This is a genomic window from Vibrio gazogenes, assembly GCF_023920225.1.
Classification (GTDB): domain Bacteria; phylum Pseudomonadota; class Gammaproteobacteria; order Enterobacterales; family Vibrionaceae; genus Vibrio; species Vibrio gazogenes.
Genome location: NZ_CP092587.1, coordinates 1,274,341 through 1,292,867, shown reverse-complemented (window position 1 = coordinate 1,292,867; position 18,527 = coordinate 1,274,341). Strand labels below are relative to the sequence as shown.

The following is an 18,527-nucleotide window of genomic DNA, read 5'->3' as shown; positions in this document are numbered from 1 at the left end:
CATTAAGTCCGAAAAATGGCTTAAAGCCTTGTTGTATCAGGGCTTAAGCCATAGTCAGTAACTATGGCCTCCAAAAAAAACGCTGACAAGCCTTTTTATGCTAATCAGCGTAAACTTTTAGTTATTTTTGCTATACATCACTATTTTTGAGACTCAAACTCAACCCCTAACGGGGGGCGCTCCAGAGCCACGGTCAGAACTTCGTCAATCCATTGCACAGGAATAACTTTTAGATCTGCGATAACATTTTCAGGAATTTCTTCCAGATCCCGTTCATTATCTTTTGGAATCAAAACAGTTTTTATCCCACCTCGATGAGCGGCAAGTAATTTTTCTTTCAAACCACCAATCGGTAAGACTTCACCCCGTAATGTAATCTCACCAGTCATTGCAACATCAGCTTTCACAGGGTTACCCGTAAGACAAGAAACAAAAGCAGTACACATTGCGGTACCAGCACTTGGACCATCTTTCGGTGTTGCACCTTCAGGAACGTGCACATGGATATCGCGTTTTTCGTGGAAATCACTATTGATCCCCAATTTTTCTGCACGTGATCGAACCACTGTCATTGCCGCTTGAATAGACTCTTGCATGACATCGCCCAACGAACCGGTCTGTGTCAGTTTTCCTTTACCAACCATAGACTGCGCTTCAATGGTTAACAGATCGCCACCGACTTCCGTCCAAGCAAGGCCCGTCACCTGACCAATACGGTTACTTTCTTCCGCTTTACCGAAATCAAACCGCTGTACGCCTAAGAATTCTTTCAAGTTGTCCTGCGCAACCGTCACAAGCTTGATATCTTTATCCAACAAAATCTTCTTCACGGCTTTACGGCAAATTTTTGAAATTTCTCGTTCTAAATTCCGGACACCAGCTTCTCTGGTGTAGTACCGAATAATGCCGATAATCGCAGAGTCATCAATCTCAATTTCTGACTGTTTCAGACCGTTTCGTTCAACCTGTTTAGAAACAAGATGACGTTTGGCAATATTCAATTTTTCATCTTCGGTATATCCCGAGAGACGAATCACTTCCATTCGGTCAAGAAGAGGTCCGGGGATATTCATTGAATTTGAGGTTGCCACGAACATCACGTCAGACAGATCATAATCGACTTCCAGATAGTGATCGTTAAATGCGTTGTTTTGCTCAGGATCAAGTACCTCAAGCAATGCTGATGACGGATCACCTCTCATATCCGATGACATTTTATCAATCTCATCCAAGAGGAACAGTGGGTTTTTTACACCAACTTTGGACATTTTCTGTATCAGCTTACCCGGCAGCGAACCAATATAGGTACGCCGATGGCCACGAATTTCAGCTTCATCGCGAACACCACCCAATGCCATACGGGTATATTTTCGTCCAGTCGCGGCGGCAATAGAGCGCCCCAGAGATGTTTTACCAACACCCGGAGGACCAACCAAACAAAGAATCGGGCCTTTCAATTTCTGAATACGATTTTGAACCGCAAGATACTCTAAAATACGCTCTTTAACCCGCTCCAGCCCATAGTGATCTTCATTTAAAATCACTTCAGCTTTTGCCAGATCTTTTTTCACTTTCGAGCGCTTCGACCAAGGAACATTCACCATCCAGTCGATATAGCTCCGGACTACCGTTGCTTCAGCAGACATCGGAGACATCATCTTCAGTTTCTGGAGCTCCTGCTCGGTCTTTTCACGTGCTTCTTGAGGCATCTTCGAATCTTCAATTTTCTTCTTCAATGTCTCAAATTCATCAGGCGCATCATCCATTTCCCCCAGCTCTTTCTGAATCGCTTTCATCTGCTCATTCAGATAATACTCACGCTGGGATTTCTCCATCTGTTTCTTCACTCGGTTGCGAATACGCTTCTCAACCTGTAGCAAATCAATTTCAGATTCCATCTGGCCCATCAAAAATTCCAGACGTTCAACTACATCAAGAATTTCAAGAACTTGCTGTTTATCCACAAGTTTCAAAGGCATATGGGCAGCAATCGTGTCAGCCAAACGAGCAGCTTCATCGATGCCATTTAAAGCGGTTAAAACTTCTGGTGGGATTTTCTTATTGAGCTTAATAAACCCTTCAAACTGATTAATCGCGCTGCGAACAATCACTTCTTGCTCTTTTTCATCTAATTCAGGTGTGATTAAGTAGCGAGCCTGCGCAGAGAAAAAATCACCTTCAACAAAAGATTCAACCTGTGCACGTTGTTGCCCTTCAACAAGCACTTTAACTGTACCATCAGGTAACTTCAGGAGTTGTAAAATCGTCGCGACCGTGCCGACATCAAACAAGTCATCAATGGCTGGCTCATCCGTTTCAGCTTTCTTTTGAGCAACTAAAAGAACCTGCTTATCATTGTCCATTGCAGCTTCAAGACATTGGATTGATTTTTCTCGGCCAACAAATAAAGGAATAACCATATGTGGATAAACCACAACGTCTCGCAGTGGCAATACGGGGATCTCTATACGCTCGGAACGTTCCAAGTTCATATTCTTCTCTCTTCCGCTTCTGTCTATATGGCAGTATATGGGGTCTAAACAATGGGATTCAATCGTAGAATAAAAAAAAGGAGGTAATCATACCTCCTTCGTGAGACTTTGCTGAATTATTCGGCACCTGCGGCCTGATTTTCATTGTTGGAATAGATGAGTAACGGTGTAGACTCACCATTAATTACCGACTCGTCAATGACAACCTTGCTCACATCATTAACTGATGGTAACTCATACATTGTTTCTAACAACACACCCTCAAGAATCGAACGCAATCCACGAGCACCTGTTTTACGCATCATTGCTTTTTTAGCAATAGCACGTAGTGCATCTTCTCTAAACTCTAAATCAACATCTTCAAGTTCGAAAAGCGCACCGTACTGTTTGGTCAGCGCATTCTTCGGTTCACAAAGAATCTGAATCAATGCGGCTTCATCCAATTCCGTCAGTGTTGCAGTCACGGGGAGACGACCAATGAATTCGGGAATTAACCCATATTTCACTAAGTCTTCCGGTTCGACCTGAGTAAACAGTTCACCGACGGTCTTGATTTCATCTTTAGAACGGACTTCAGCACCAAAGCCTATCCCCGTTCCTGTCGCGACCCGTTGCTCGATGACTTTGTCCAACCCGGCAAATGCACCGCCACAGATAAACAAGATTTTTGATGTATCAACTTGCAAGAATTCTTGTTGTGGGTGCTTTCTGCCGCCTTGAGGCGGAACAGATGCAACCGTCCCTTCAATGAGTTTCAACAAGGCTTGCTGCACACCTTCACCGGACACATCCCGAGTGATCGATGGGTTTTCGGACTTACGTGAGATCTTATCGATTTCATCAATGTAAACAATCCCCCGCTCTGCCTTGGCAACATCGTAATCACATTTTTGCAGTAGCTTTTGGATAATGTTTTCAACGTCTTCCCCGACGTAACCAGCTTCGGTTAGTGTTGTCGCATCCGCCATCGTAAATGGCACATCCAAAAAGCGAGCCAGTGTTTCAGCCAATAAAGTCTTACCGCTACCTGTCGGCCCAATCAGCAGGATATTACTCTTACCTAGTTCAACGCCTTCACTTGTCTTATCACCATTCCGCAGACGCTTGTAGTGATTATAGACAGCGACCGCAAGCACCTTTTTCGCGTGCTCTTGACCAATCACATAGTCATTAAGATGATCCCGAATTTCATGCGGCGTTGGCAATGCCGTTGACTCTTTCTTCGGAAGTGCATCCTTAATTTCTTCTCGTATAATGTCGTTACATAGATCGACACATTCATCACAAATGTAAACAGAAGGACCTGCGATCAGTTTGCGAACTTCGTGTTGGCTTTTGCCACAGAAAGAGCAGTACAACAATTTACCACTCTCTTTGCTTTTATCTGTCATTCGCTAACCTCTTAGCCTTTATCCATATGCTGAGTTTATATCAATTTGTATCAAATTGCGCTATTCAAATGAAGCGCACTATCAGCCTATTTGCCTCGATGTGTCAATACTGCATCAACCAGACCATAATCGACCGCTTGTTGTGCAGACATAAAGTTATCCCGATCGGTATCACGTTCAATCACATCTAGTGGCTGTCCGGTATGTTTGGCAAGAAGCTCATTCAATTTTTGTTTAATCTTCAAAATTTCCTGCGTATGAATCTGAATATCAGATGCCTGACCGCCAAAACCACCTGACGGTTGATGCATCATTGCACGCGCATTCGGCAACATGAAGCGTTTTCCAGCGGTTCCGCCTGCTAATAAAAACGACCCCATAGAACATGCCTGACCCATACAAACTGTACTCACATCAGGTTTGATGAACTCCATGGTATCATAAATCGACAATCCGGCATCAACGCTTCCCCCCGGGGAATTGATATACAAAAAGATATCTTTATCCGGATTTTCTGATTCCAGGAACAGGAGCTGAGCCACGATAAGATTTGCCATCTGATCTTCAACCTGACCGGTCAAAAAGATAATACGCTCTTTCAGCAGACGGGAATAAATATCGTAAGAGCGCTCTCCTCGGGAGGTTTGCTCTACCACCATGGGTACTAAGGCGTTCATGATTGACGACATTTCATTTTTTTCTTGGTAGCTCATATTCTTATATCCCTAAAATAAATGGCCCGAATGACGGACATCATGCGGACCATTGTTATCAGAATAGTTAACCTTTAGTCAACCTTCTATGATACATATTGCTTAATTAAGCAGCGTTCTGAGAATTCATCAGCTCGTTGAAGCTTACATCTTTCTCAGAAATTTTTGCTTTAGCAAGGAGTGCATCAATAGCTTGCTCTTCAAGTGCAACGTTACGCATGTTATTCATGAGCTCTTCGTTTTGCTCATAATATGTCACAACTTCTTGCGGATCTTCATAGGCAGTTGCCATGTCTTCGATCAGCGCTTTTACTTTTTCGTCATCAGCTTTCAGTTCATCAGCTTTGATCACTTCACCCAACAGTAAACCAACGACAACACGGCGTTTTGCTTGTTCTTCAAACAATTCGCGAGGCAGCTGTGCGGCTGCTTCAGGATTACCACCGAAACGTTGTGCAGCTTGCTGACGAAGCACTTCGATTTCTTGGTCGATCAGGGCAGACGGTACATCGATGTCATTTTCTTTGACCAAACCATCAATCGCTTGCTGCTTGATACGCTGTTTCACAGCTTGCTTGAGCTCGCGTTCCATATTCTTACGAACTTCAGCACGAAGTGCTTCAACACCGCCTTCGCTCACACCGAATTTCGCGACGAATTCATCGTTCAATTCCGGTAATTCACGCTCTTCAACTTTGCTGATTTTAATTGCAAATTTTGCCGCTTTACCTTTCAGGTTTTCAGCGTGGTAGTCTTCAGGGAAAGTCACGTCGATTTCAAACTCCATACCAGCAGTTTTACCAACGATGCCATCTTCAAACCCAGGAATCATACGGCCAGCGCCCATTTCCAGAGCGAAGTCTTCAGCTTTACCACCTTCAAAAGCTTCACCATCAATTGTACCGACAAAATCAAGTGTGACACGCTTGCCTTCTTCAGCCGCTGCGTCAACTTCTGTCCACGTTGCTTGCTGCTTACGCAGTGTTTCAAGCATCTCTGCCACATCTTCATCTTTTACCGCAACGTTCGGCTTCTCGACTTCGATATTGTCCAAGCCTTTCAACTCAACTTCTGGATAAACTTCAAACGTCGCGTTAAAAACTAAGTCTTTATTCTCTTCATCTTCAACAGGAGTAAATGTTGGCGCGCCAGCAGGGTTCACTTTTTCTTGGATAATCGCTTCGATAAAGTGACGCTGCATCACTTCACCAAGGATATCCTGACGTACTGCTTTGCCATACATCTTAGCAACCATTTTCATTGGCACTTTGCCTTTACGGAAGCCATCGAAACGACGGTTTTTTGCGATGTTGCGCAGTTCTGCTGTAACAGCATCTTCGATGTTAGCAGCAGGAACAGTAATATTCAGACGGCGTTGTAGGCCTTCTAGCGTTTCAACAGTAACTTGCATTCTATATAAACCTCAAAACTGGCTCAGTTCTTCTGAGCATCATGAGCCTAGATCGTGCTGATCTCGGCTGCATCCATGTTCCGTACTCTTTCAGAGTACATCTATAACGAAATAAAATAGTGAGCAGTAATGTGGAGTAATCATCGCTCCACAATAGGAGATACCCCCAGATATGCTCCCATCAGACTCAGGACATACTTTTTAGACGCGACATTCTAACGACCAGAGCTACAACTGTCGAGTCTATCTCAGCAGACGAACACCTGATGCTCAGAATTTATTCTCCTGCCTCACAAAATCTTATCCGAATTGCTTCGTAAATTGACAGGTTGGGGATAAAATTGTTCTTTTCAAGGGAAAAGCTGCTTTTTTTCAGTGAAATATTGAAAAAGAGATCCTGATCTTACTTTTTCGCTCTTCCCGAAACCGTTTATCACCGTTCTTCAGACAAACCCCGTAAAATAAAAGACAGCCTCTTCTCACCGACAAGTGCAACGATGTTATCTAAGTTCCGATTCAATGTGATTTTTGTCGTCGTTTTTTTTCTCACGACAGCGTACGGTGCGCATCTTGTATGGCAGTATAGCTATCAAACTTTGCTCAGTGAACATCAAGCACAATTAGAACGTTTCGCCAGCCATGTGGTCACTAAACTGGATAAGTTCGCCCATATTCCCCAGCTACTCGCCAAAGACAAAAAACTGGTTGATGCATTAACGATGGCAGACAACTCCGCTCAAATCAATATCACCAATCACTATCTTGAACAGGTTAATAATGCCATTAAAGCCTCTGATACCTACCTTCTCGATATTCATGGCAATACGATTGCCGCAAGTAACTGGAATCTGACACGCTCATTTATTGGCAGAAATTTCAATTGGCGTCCGTACTTTCAAGTGGCCGTTCAAGGTAAAGAGAGCCAATACTATGCGCTTGGCTCAACGTCCGGTGAACGCGGATACTACTATGCCTACCCAGTGACTTATGCCGCGACGATTCTCGGTGTCGTGGTCGTAAAAATGGATCTCTCGTCAATTGAAGAGAATTGGAAAAGCACAAACAGCTACTTTGTCGCCACCGATCCGCACAGCATTATTTTTATGTCAAGTCAGCCGAACTGGCTGTTCAAAAGTGTCACCTTCATTGATCCAGAAATCCGCACTGAAATCTTTCATTCCCGTCAGTATCTCGATAAAACGATACAATCACTGGGATTACTCGGAAAAATGGATCAAGCGACTACCGAATGGATTGACCCAAAACAGAGCTGGATTAAAGGAGATTTCATTGTCAGCAGCCGTCCTTTGAAAAACATCCCGCTCAATATTCGCGTGCTGTCACCGAAAATTCAGGTCTTTTGGACGAGCTTCGCTTTTGTGGTCATTTCATGCATGGTATTTGCCATTATCTATCTCATTATGTTGCTCATTCATCACCGTAAAAATAAATTGCGCCAGATTGAACAGCTTCAGTCTGAAGCAAAGCAAAAGCTTGAGTTTTTAGTGATGGAAAGAACCGCGAAGCTACACCTTGAGATCGAAGAACGGAGTAAAACTGAACAGCGACTGCGACAAACACAAGATGAATTGATTCAGGCCGCAAAACTCGCTGTGCTTGGACAAATGTCTGCCAGTATCAGTCATGAACTGAATAACCCACTCGCAGCAATCCGCAGCTTCGCAGATAATGGCCGCCGTTTTCTGGCCAGCGGTAAAATTGAACGGGCAGACGACAACTTGAATCGCATCTCAGGGCTGACGGAAAGAATGGCGAAAATAAGCACCCAGTTGCGTTCTTTTGCCCGCAAATCAGATCATGATGAGCGTGCCGTCGTCCAGCTCTACCCTATTCTCTTATCGACCAAAGAATTAATTCAGTCACAAATAAAATCAAACCTTGTCCATTTCGAGATCCAACCTGCGGAACACCCCATCTGGTTGAATATCAATCCGATTCATTTGGAACAAGTACTGATTAATCTTTTGACCAATGCCATTCAGGCACTTGATGATCGTCCGGATAAACAGCTCATCCTCAGTTTTACTGAAGACAACCGCCAGCTCACCATTCATATTGACGATAACGGAGAAGGTTTAGGTGATAAAACATTATCCCAGTTGTTTGATCCCTTCTATACCACCAAAAAGAATGGGCTTGGGCTGGGCTTGTCGATCTCTCAACAAATTATACAGAGTATGGGCGGGCAACTGAATGCCTCATCATCACCGCTTGGCGGCGCACGGTTCAGCATTCAGTTACCGACGACACCTCCCCCCTCACCTGAAACTGCCTCATAAGGACATGTTATGTGCGATGTATTTTTTATCGATGATGAAGCGGATATTCGGATTGCAATCGAACAAAGTTTTGAACTGGCTGACATTCAAGCCAGATTTTTTGACAGTGCCGAAGAAGCGCTGCTGGCTATCAAACAAGACGGACTGCCACTGGTGATTGTCACAGACATTCAATTACCCGGGCTCAGCGGTCAAAATTTACTGCATTCGGTGCACCATCAAGACTCAGACTTACCGGTTATCCTGATTACCGGACACGGTGATATCTCAATGGCAGTTCAGGCGATGCATGACGGTGCCTACGATTTTATTGAGAAACCATTCGCGCCCGAGCGGCTGATGGAGACAGTCCATCGCGCAATTGATAAACGCCGATTAACACTGGAAAACCAAAAGCTGAAGCGGAGTCTGAAGGCCAGCCAGACACTCGGGCCGCGGATTATTGGTGAAACTGCCAGTATTCAAGCATTGAAAGAGACCATTAGTCAGATTGCAGATACCAATGCGGATATTTTGCTCTTTGGTGAAACTGGCACCGGCAAGGAGTTGATTGCCCGTTCTTTGCATGAATTGAGTTCCCGGAGAAAACGCAACTTCGTTGCCGTCAATTGTGGTGCGGTGCCGGAACACTTGATTGAAAGTGAATTATATGGCCATGAGAAAGGCGCATTTACGGGGGCAGAAGCACAACGTATCGGTAAATTCGAACATGCACAGGGAGGTACGCTTTTTCTCGATGAAATTGAGTCGATGCCCATGTCAGCACAAATTCGACTGCTGCGGGTGTTGCAAGAACGATTGATTGAGCGTGTCGGCTCGAATGAATTAATTCCGCTGGACATTCGGGTGATCGCCGCCACCAAAGTCGATTTGAAACAGGCGGCTCAACAAGGTACGTTCAGGGAAGATCTTTATTACCGATTAAATATTGTGACTTTGGATATTCCTCCGCTACGGGAACGTAGAGAAGATATTCCCGCACTATTTCATCACTTTTTACTGGTTGCCGCGGCCCGCTATGGGAAAGCTGCGAATTCGATCTCAAAGCAGGACGTACAATCGTTAATGAGTCATAACTGGCCGGGTAATGTTCGCGAATTGAGAAATGCAGCAGAACGGTATGTATTACTCGGTAAACTGATTCAACTCGGTCAGGATACAAACCTGTTGAGCGGGCCCATACTTAGTCTTGCTGATCAGGTGGCGGAGTTTGAAAAATCAGTGATCGAACAGGCATTGAATGAATGTGGCGGCAGTATCAAAGATACGATGGAAAGTTTGAATCTCCCGCGGAAAACACTTTACGATAAAATGCAGAAATATCAGCTGGATAAAGAAAATTACAAAAACTAAATACACCTTCTGATACAACCGGATAGACGCTCAGTACGAGCCGTCCGGCAGCAAGGCATAAAAAAACATGGAATGAAAGACTAACTTTCATTCCATGTTTTCATTTAATCGTTGAACGATGTTTCCAGATTAATCTTGCAGTTCTCTGATATTACTCACGACCCGGCTGACCAATCCGTACTTAACCGCTTCTTCCGGGCTCATCCAGAAGTTATAATCGGTATCTTTCTCAACCTGTTCATAAGGCTGTCCGGTTGCTTCACTGATCATCTGATTGACCCGGCTACGCATACGTAAGATCTCATCCGCTTCGATTTGAATATCTGAGACTTTACCACGCACCTGACCCAATGGTTGGTGGATCATAAAACGGGTGTTCGGTAAACAGACACGGTTTTCTTTTTTCGCGGCAATGTAGATAGTCACTCCGGCACTGGCAACCCATCCGGTTCCAATCACGATAACTTCCGGTTTGATAAATTTAATCATGTCATGGATAGTATCGCCAGCTTCTACATGTCCGCCTTGGCTATTGATATACAAATAAATCGGCTCATCGCTGATTTCCTGCAACACCAGTAACTGAGTTGAGACTTTTTGGGCCAGCTTCTGGTCAATTTCACCAGAAATGAAAATAGAACGAGACGCTATGAGTTTTTCCTCTACCATTGAACCAGAGCTCCGTTCATCATTGTCTTTATCATTTTCATCATTTTTTAATACGAAATTCATAGACATTCTTCTCTTATTAACCTTGGGATTCATTGTAACGAATTACGATTAACTAGCAAGGCATATCTCCCACCTTCTAAGAAACAGATCTCATATTTAACCCCATAGCATCACCAACCGTTTTCACCGTTGCGAAGCGGGTCAATATTTTCACCGTTTTGCCAGTTAATCCCCTAACTGTTCAGGAGAATCTCCTGCTTTAAGCCAGTTTTCCTGAACGAATATTTTCTGGATGACACCTTCTGCAACCAACGCCTGATACGCTTGCCTTACTCGCTCAACCAGAGCCGGAGATGTATTGTGGCTAAATGCCAAATAATCTTCTGCATGAAATGCAAACAGCACTTTCTGATATTTATCTGGAGAGATCTTCAAACTGTTGGCAACAATGGACATCGTTGCTTCTTCCAACAGCAAAAAATCAAACCGACCTCCGGTTAACATTAATAACGCTTGTTCCGTTCGGCTGACCACATAGATACTTTCCCGAGGGAAATGATTCCGGATCAAAAAATTCTCATAATAGGAATCTCTTAAGACGCCGATTTGATATGGCTTCATATCTTCTAATGAATTAATTTTTATCGGCTTTGACGTTAATCCGTAAAAATATATATTGCGCGTATGATTCACCGCACCAATCCACTGGAAACGCCCTTCCCGTTCAGGCGTTTTACCCAAACAGGCCACCAAAAAATTCTCTTGGTGTAAACCATAATTGTATACTCTGGCCCACGGCATAATCCGGTACTGAAAAGGGATTTTCGCACGCTCGAAAACAGCTTTAACCACCTCATAAGAAAGACCGTGAATGACACCATTTTGCACATATGCATAGCTTCGTTCACTACACGAGGCGACCACGGGTTGTTGCAATTGAGATGCCGCCCAAACAGGATAAGCACTCAGGAAAGTTACAGTTAAGAAAAACACCCGCCACAGTTTTAATCGATACATATGATTCACTTCACCAAAACATATTATTCATCAACTGAACGAATATTTTTTCTTCGGTTCTTTCAGTGTAGGAGATCAAACCGATAAAGACGACATCGTCTGTCTTGCGACTGGTTCAGGATAAATCTGGGGAGAAGTCGGTGGACATCATCCAACAGCTCCCCGACTGACCTCAATTCACAACATCGCGCTGATATTAAGGCAGGCGGGGATATTGGTACATGATTTTATGATGATTTACTTAGTGATGATTATTTAGTGACTATTTAGTGATGATCTCCGGTCCCATCAGTGTGGTCGGCAACCATGTTGAAACCCATGGCACATAAGTCACAATCAGCAGGAATAGGAACATAATCGCCACCCAAGGCAACGCAGCTTTAACAACGTTGAGCATCGACATGCGAGCCACTCCGGCTGTCACAAACAGGTTCAGACCGACAGGTGGCGTTATCATCCCAATCTCCATATTCACCACCATAATGATCCCGAGATGAATCGGATCAATACCGAGTTGAATCGCGATCGGAAAAACCAGCGGTGCAACAATAATCAACAGGCCTGATGGTTCCATAAACTGTCCGCCAATCAGCAGTAACAGGTTGACGACGATCAGAAAAGTGATTGGCCCCAAACCGGCAGAAAGCATCGAATTTGCGATCATCTGCGGCACCTGTTCTTCAGTGAGAACATGTTTCAGAATCAAAGCATTGGCAATGATAAACAACAACATGATCGTCAACCGGCCCGCGTCACACAATGTTTTCTTCGTATCCGGATGAACAAATGCCTGAAAAACCTTCACCACGCCCGGTAGCCGGTTTTCATGGTCAGCAAACGGTCCCATATCTTTATAGATAAAGTTGGCAATCAGGAAAGCATAAACCGCAGCCACCGCAGCCGCTTCAGTCGGGGTGAAAATCCCCCCATAAATACCGCCTAAAATGATGACGATTAAGAACAGTCCCCAAATTGCGTCTCGTCCGGCAGACATCAATTCCCCCCAACCAACGAAAGGTTGTTTCGGGAGATTCTTGACCCGGGCCGCAACATAAATGGCAACCATCAACATCGCACCCGCAAGTAAGCCGGGAATAACCCCGCCAAGGAACATACGCCCAACCGACACATCCGTTGCCGCCGCATAGACCACCATAACAATGGATGGCGGGATTAAAATACCCAGTGTCCCGGCATTACAAATCACCCCGGCAGCAAACCCTTTGGAGTAACCATTTTTTATCATCCCGGCAATAACAATACTCCCGATGGCGACCACAGTTGCAGGAGAAGAGCCCGACAGCGCGGCAAACATCATACAGGCCATAACTGACGCAATTGCAAAGCCACCACGGAACCAGCCAACCAGCGCAATCGCAAAACGGATAATTCGTTTCGCCACACCACCGGTTGACATGAAACTAGAAGCAAGAATAAAGAACGGAATCGCCAACAATGTATAGTGACCCGCAAAAGCATTGAATAGTGTTTGTGCAACCGAGGCCAGCGATGCATCAGAATGCATCATCAGAAACACAATACTCGACAAACCCAGTGAGACAGCGATCGGCACACCAATGAGCATTAGGGCAATCACCATTAAAAAGAGAAATAAAACGGCCATGACGATTACTCCTTCCGATCCGATGACTGCGTTGATTTTTCAGAATCCGCATCCGTACTTTGCTGTAATTCTGCTTTGAGTGTCTCTAGATCATCTTCTCCTTCATGTGAAGCAATCAAACGATCGATTTTGCCGGTCAAAATCTGATAAGCGGCTTGCACGAACCGCAGCGTCAATAGCCCCATCCCGATAGGCAGCGCCATGTACGGAATAAATCGGGGTAATTTCTCGTAAGCTTCCCCTTCATTGAGCCAATCGGCTAAAAACTGAAGAAACCCCGGCATCGGAATATCATCGGTTTCATACCAAGCCCGTTCAGCAACAAACGGATGCCAATAATTCCATGACCCAATTAACAGCAAGACGGCAAAGCTTAAACAAGCGAATGCAGACATCACGGCAAAGGTTTTCTTTAACCCCGCCGGTGCAATGTTAATGATCACATCAACACCAATGTGAAAATGTTTTTTTACGCCATAAGAAGCACCAACCAGTACCATCCAGGCGAACATAAAGACGGTCAGTTCAAGGGCCCACAATATGTTGTCATTAAATACATAGCGACATATGACATTAATAAACGTCAGTAATGTCATCGTTCCTAGAAAGAATGCGATCAGAAATTCTTCAACCGAATCTGTAAAACGACCGACTTTAGAAAAGAAAGAATGTTCCATAACTATCTTCGCTCTCATTGTTATCATCAAGGTGCCCCACACCAGCGTTGTGGGGCACATGTTTATAGCGTGACTACGACAGTTACTTCTTGTTTGCTGCGAGTGCGTCCTCGATCAGATCATGACCGATATTTTTCTCAAACTTCTTCCAGACGGGTTTCAGCGCTTCAACCCACTGTTCACGCTGAGCAGGCGTCAGTGTCCGCACGACCCCACCGGCATCGATAATGTTCTGACGGTTGGTCAGGTTAACTTTCGTTGACTCTGCATTTCGTGTTGCAGTGACGTCCTTGAGAATCTGTGCAAACTGATTCCGCACATCATCCGGAAGGTTGTCCCAGAACTTAGTGGATGTCACAACGAGGTAATCCAGAATGCCATGGTTGGTTTCAGTAATACCGTCTTGCACTTCGAAGAATTTCTTACCGTAAATGTTTGACCAAGTATTTTCCTGACCATCGATAACCCCGCTCTGTAAACCACCGTATACTTCTTTGAACGACATTTTCTGTGGATTGGCACCCAGCTGTTCAAATTGAGCAACCAACACATCTGAAGCCTGAACACGGAATTTTAGCCCTTTCGCATCTTTTGGATAAATCAGCGGCTTGTTGGCAGACAACTGTTTCATCCCATTATGCCAAAATGCCAGTCCCTGTAATCCCCGGCGCTTCATCGAATTTTTCAGCTTATCTCCGGCAGCCGAATTCTGAAAACGGTCAACCGCTGCAACGTCGTCAAACAAAAATGGCAAATCGAAAATACGGTATTTCTTGGTGAATTTTTCAAACTTGGAAAGAGAAGGAGCTGCGAGTTGAACATCGCCATTTAAAAGGGCTTCCAAGACTTTATTATCATCATACAGGGTTGAGTTTGGAAAAACTTCCATACAAACTTTGCCGTCCATCTCTTTATTGACTCGCTTGGCAAGCAAAGCCGCGGCAATCCCTTTCGGGTGTTTATCTGTATTGGTGACATGGCTGAATTTAATCACGGTTTCACCCGGATCACAGCCTTCGGAAGCAGCGGCATTGAAGCTGGTCGCAGCAAGTATCGATACAGTCAGTAATGTGAAAGGCTTGAACATCTTTTTCTCCTTGTTATAGAAACAGAATACCTGCTTGGCATTCACGTTATTGACAACAAGGCAAGTAATGAGCCAACCATTAGAAACAAATGAAACAAATTAATAACAACAGTAACTTAAGCTCAACACCGTTAAAAAATCGAACAGTATCTGCATATCACATCAGGCAAGAATGGGTGGGAATCCCTCCATCCCAAATACATCAATGGGTCATAAATGACACATCGAGATCCGTCAAGGATAGGCGCTATCCCGCTGATAACGGGATAACGGGATAACGAATAGAGGTTATGGTCAATGATCAGTGACCACCATCAGCAAGCGGATAACCGTATTATGATGAACAACTGATTTCGAGACATTTTCCCCATGCGGGGGGTAACTCCGCGTAATGTTCATGTTGCGGCTGTTCATCATAGGGAGCCCTTAACACCGAGATCAATTGCTCCAACGGTTGAAAGTCACCTTGTTCTGCGGCATCAATCACTTGCTGGGCAAGATAGTTACGGAGAATATATTTGGGATTGACCTGACGCATCGACTGGCAACGCTGGGCAACATTCCGCACCTTCCCCGTCGAATCAGTGTCTTGTTCACAACGTGCAAGGTACTGTTGTAGCCACTGCTGTGCCGCCGCTCGGTTCTCAAATAGTGTGGTGACACATTCAGACGGTTGTTGATCCAAAGATGAGAGTCGGCGGAAAAACAGCGTATAGTCAACCCGGTTTTCTGCCATGAGTTTGAGCAGCTTATCACACAGGTCACTGTCTCCGTCCCGGCGCTGTTGTAATCCGAGTTTACTGCGTATCAAACGGCTATATTCCTGATTGAGTTGCACGGTATAAGTTTGCAACGCAGCTTCCAGTTCACCTTTATCAACCAGCGGCGTCAATGCCTGTGCTAAGGCTGTCAGATTCCACCAGCCGATACCCGGTTGCATATCAAACGCATAACGCCCCTGATAATCGGAATGATTACAGATAAAATGGGGATCATAGTCATCCAGAAACGCAAATGGCCCGTAATCAAAAGTCTGGCCGAGGACCGACATATTGTCGGTATTCATCACGCCATGCGCAAAACCATAAGCTTGCCAGAAGGCGATCATCTCGGCAGTCCGTTTAACGATTTGCTCGAACATCGCCAGATAGACCGACTCCCGCGATGAGTCTGATGAGGATTCAAGTTCCGGGAAGTGCCATTCAATGACTTTGTCTGCCAGCAAACGCAAGTCATCATGCTGCCCGGTATAGAAAAAGTGTTCAAAATGACCGAAGCGGATATGGGTTTCAGCCAGACGAATCAGCAAAGCCCCCTGCTCAACACGTTCACGATACACGGGTGTCTCACTGACCATCATCCCCAGCGCTCGGGTCGTTTGATTCCCAAGCGCAGCCATTGCTTCACTGCAAAGATATTCACGAATTGTAGAGCGTAATACGGCCCGGCCATCCCCCATCCGCGAGTAAGGCGTTTGACCCGCACCTTTGAGGTGGACATCAAACCAACGCCCTTGCTGATCCGCAATCGCTCCGAATAACAATCCTCGCCCATCCCCCAGTGCCGGGTTATAGACACCAAATTGATGTCCCGCATACTTCATTGCCAGCGGTTGAAAATAATTCGGCGTCGAACCTGTGGAAAAGATCTGTTGCCAGATATCATCAGGTGTCTCACCCAGACCAAAACTGGCGGCTAAAGGTGCATTCCAGGTCACCCAGCGCGGATTATCTACAGGGGTCGGCATTACCCGAGTGTAAAAGCTTTGCGGCAGTGCTGCATAACGGTGGCTAATCGGTAATTGTTGCCAAAGAAACATAAGGTGTTCCCGTTCTAATCTATCTCTGTCAACCTTACCAATTACCTGACTAGTTTGCTAGGTTATTTCATACATTGCGCGTGTACAAATCACCCCACAGGCCGACTCATTCAACATAAAAAAGAGCGTGCAAAATTGCACGCTCTTTTGATTGCTCTCAGCTTAACACCATCGCTATCAGGTATTGGCACTGAGTCGGAATATCAGTGATATTCTATTCGGTATCACCTTTCATCGCATTGGCGACCAATTCAGCCTTCGCCCCTAATACGACCTGCAAATCGGTTCGGTTCAGCTTGACGATACCACTGGCACCCAGTGCTTTAATTTTAACTTCATTAATCTGCGCCATGTCGTTCACAGAAAGGCGCAAACGCGTAATACATGCATCAATTTGCTTCAGATTATCCTTGCCACCCAAGGCTTGGAGATATTCATCAGCCAGTGTCTGGATATCTTCAGACGCTCCGGACTGGCGTACCGCCACTTCTTCTTTTTCTCTGCCCGGGGTCGGAATATCAAACCAACGGATGGCAAAGTAAAAGATACAGAAATAAATCACACTGAAGCATAGTCCGACCACCAACAAGAGTCCGGGTTTCGTTGCCAGCCCCCAGTTGATCACAAAGTCAAACAGACCTGCGGAGAAGCCGAAACCATCGAGAATTCCCAGATAGTTGGTCACAACCAGCGAAATCCCGGTGAGTATCGCATGAATGATATACAGCACCGGTGCGAGGAACATAAACAGGAACTCAAGCGGCTCAGTCACACCGGTTAAAAACGCGGTTAACGCCACAGACAGCAAAATCCCACCCACTTGCGGACGACGACTTTTCGGTGCAGCCATGTACATCGCAAACGCAGCACCCGGCAGACCAAACATCATGATTGGGAAGTAACCGGCCATAAAGACCCCGGCCGATGGGTCACCAGCGAAGAAACGATTGAGATCACCACGCGTGGTTTCAGTGGCAATACTCTGAATCACACTACCGTCAATGGTTGAAATCGCACCACCGACACTCAGTGTTTTTGCCACCTCAGGTGCAAGACATAAGTTATGCAGTCCACCAGCCAACTCGTAAGTAACTTTGGTACATTCACCCAATCCGAACCAGAAAATGGAGTTCAAAACATGATGTAATCCGACTGGGATCAGAGCACGGTTTAATGTCCCATAGACAAATTCGCCCCATGCACCAGAATGCGCTACAGTATGACCAAATGTATCAATACCATTTTGAATTGCAGGCCAAACCACACCGCTAATAGCAGCCAAAACGAGTGTAATCAAACCAGTCATAATCGGTACTAACCGCTTCCCACCGAAGAATGCAAGATAAGCCGGCAGGTTGGTTTGATGAAAACGGTTATACGCATGACCGGCAACCACCCCTGCCACAATACCGCCAAAGAATGACATATTGATATCAGCATTGATGGTTTTAGCGGCGCCCGTCAGGACCAAATAGCCGACGGCCCCGGCTAAACCGGCAGCACCGGCATCTCCGCGAGACAATCCAACCGCAATACCAATCGCAAACAGCAAAGGTAGTTGACCAAAAATTGCGCCCCCTGCCTGAGCCATAAAAGCAATATTCAACATATCCGGTTGTCCGAGCCTTAATAGAATCGCGGCCACCGGTAAGATAGCAATCGGCAACATAATTGCCTTGCCAAGTTTTTGTAAATACCCAAGTACGTTCATTGCACCCTCCATCACATGATTCGTACATTACACAGATATCTTAATTCATCCAGTAAACTAAGACCTAATATATATGTCACACAATTGATATTTTTGTAAAGCAATACGACATTTTATTTGCACTAATCGAAAAGTTTATTCAATATATGAATTAAGTTCACTTTACATTCTGATCGTCTCAGCGCGTGATTTTCCGAGGCAGTGCACAGTAAAAACCGATGCAATGAGCCAATGAACACGCAAACACTGCAGTGAATCAG

General features: G+C 45.1%; 13 protein-coding genes. 2 read left to right on the top strand and 11 right to left on the bottom strand.

The window, feature by feature from the left end:
* Positions 1–140: 140 nt before the first annotated feature.
* The 4 genes from lon to tig form a co-directional block, all read right to left on the bottom strand.
* Positions 141–2,492, bottom strand: coding sequence for an endopeptidase La (gene lon / locus MKS89_RS05905; RefSeq protein ID WP_072960932.1), 2,352 nt, complete (start codon positions 2,490–2,492; stop codon positions 141–143).
* A 116-nt stretch (positions 2,493–2,608) separates the two neighbouring features.
* Positions 2,609–3,883, bottom strand: coding sequence for an ATP-dependent protease ATP-binding subunit ClpX (clpX, locus tag MKS89_RS05900; RefSeq protein ID WP_072960930.1), 1,275 nt, complete (start codon positions 3,881–3,883; stop codon positions 2,609–2,611).
* Positions 3,884–3,969: 86 nt separating this feature from the next.
* On the bottom strand, positions 3,970–4,596 hold the full coding sequence (gene clpP / locus MKS89_RS05895) for an ATP-dependent Clp endopeptidase proteolytic subunit ClpP (RefSeq protein ID WP_072960927.1): 627 nt from the start codon (positions 4,594–4,596) through the stop codon (positions 3,970–3,972).
* A gap of 106 nt (positions 4,597–4,702) precedes the next feature.
* Positions 4,703–6,007 (bottom strand): trigger factor, encoded by a 1,305-nt coding sequence (gene tig, locus MKS89_RS05890; protein ID WP_072960924.1) that lies wholly within the window; start codon positions 6,005–6,007, stop codon positions 4,703–4,705.
* Between the two features lie 497 nt (positions 6,008–6,504).
* Between tig and MKS89_RS05885 the strand changes: the two genes are divergently transcribed.
* Positions 6,505–8,307 (top strand): sensor histidine kinase, encoded by a 1,803-nt coding sequence (locus tag MKS89_RS05885; protein WP_072960921.1) that lies wholly within the window; start codon positions 6,505–6,507, stop codon positions 8,305–8,307.
* A gap of 9 nt (positions 8,308–8,316) precedes the next feature.
* Positions 8,317–9,660, top strand: a complete 1,344-nt coding sequence (locus tag MKS89_RS05880) for a sigma-54-dependent transcriptional regulator (protein ID WP_072960918.1) — start codon at positions 8,317–8,319, stop codon at positions 9,658–9,660.
* Positions 9,661–9,789: 129 nt separating this feature from the next.
* Here the strand turns inward: MKS89_RS05880 and MKS89_RS05875 are convergent, their stop codons facing one another.
* The 7 genes from MKS89_RS05875 to nagE form a co-directional block, all read right to left on the bottom strand.
* Positions 9,790–10,392 carry an ATP-dependent Clp protease proteolytic subunit gene (locus MKS89_RS05875; RefSeq protein ID WP_072960915.1) on the bottom strand — a complete coding sequence of 201 codons (603 nt, stop codon included), beginning with the start codon at positions 10,390–10,392 and terminating at the stop codon, positions 9,790–9,792.
* Between the two features lie 165 nt (positions 10,393–10,557).
* Positions 10,558–11,349, bottom strand: a complete 792-nt coding sequence (locus tag MKS89_RS05870; protein ID WP_072960913.1) for a substrate-binding periplasmic protein — start codon at positions 11,347–11,349, stop codon at positions 10,558–10,560.
* 262 nt (positions 11,350–11,611) lie between these two features.
* A complete protein-coding gene (locus tag MKS89_RS05865; protein WP_072960911.1) occupies positions 11,612–12,973 on the bottom strand; it encodes a TRAP transporter large permease in 1,362 nt (453 codons plus the stop codon).
* 5 nt (positions 12,974–12,978) lie between these two features.
* Entirely contained in the window at positions 12,979–13,650 is a 672-nt protein-coding gene (locus MKS89_RS05860) for a TRAP transporter small permease (RefSeq protein WP_072960908.1), read from the bottom strand.
* 82 nt (positions 13,651–13,732) lie between these two features.
* Positions 13,733–14,737 carry a TRAP transporter substrate-binding protein gene (locus MKS89_RS05855; RefSeq protein ID WP_072960905.1) on the bottom strand — a complete coding sequence of 335 codons (1,005 nt, stop codon included), beginning with the start codon at positions 14,735–14,737 and terminating at the stop codon, positions 13,733–13,735.
* A gap of 334 nt (positions 14,738–15,071) precedes the next feature.
* Positions 15,072–16,556 carry a protein adenylyltransferase SelO gene (locus MKS89_RS05850; protein ID WP_072960903.1) on the bottom strand — a complete coding sequence of 495 codons (1,485 nt, stop codon included), beginning with the start codon at positions 16,554–16,556 and terminating at the stop codon, positions 15,072–15,074.
* 214 nt (positions 16,557–16,770) lie between these two features.
* Positions 16,771–18,267: an N-acetylglucosamine-specific PTS transporter subunit IIBC gene (gene nagE, locus MKS89_RS05845; RefSeq protein WP_072960900.1), complete on the bottom strand. Its 1,497-nt coding sequence runs from the start codon at positions 18,265–18,267 to the stop codon at positions 16,771–16,773.
* Positions 18,268–18,527 lie beyond the last annotated feature (260 nt).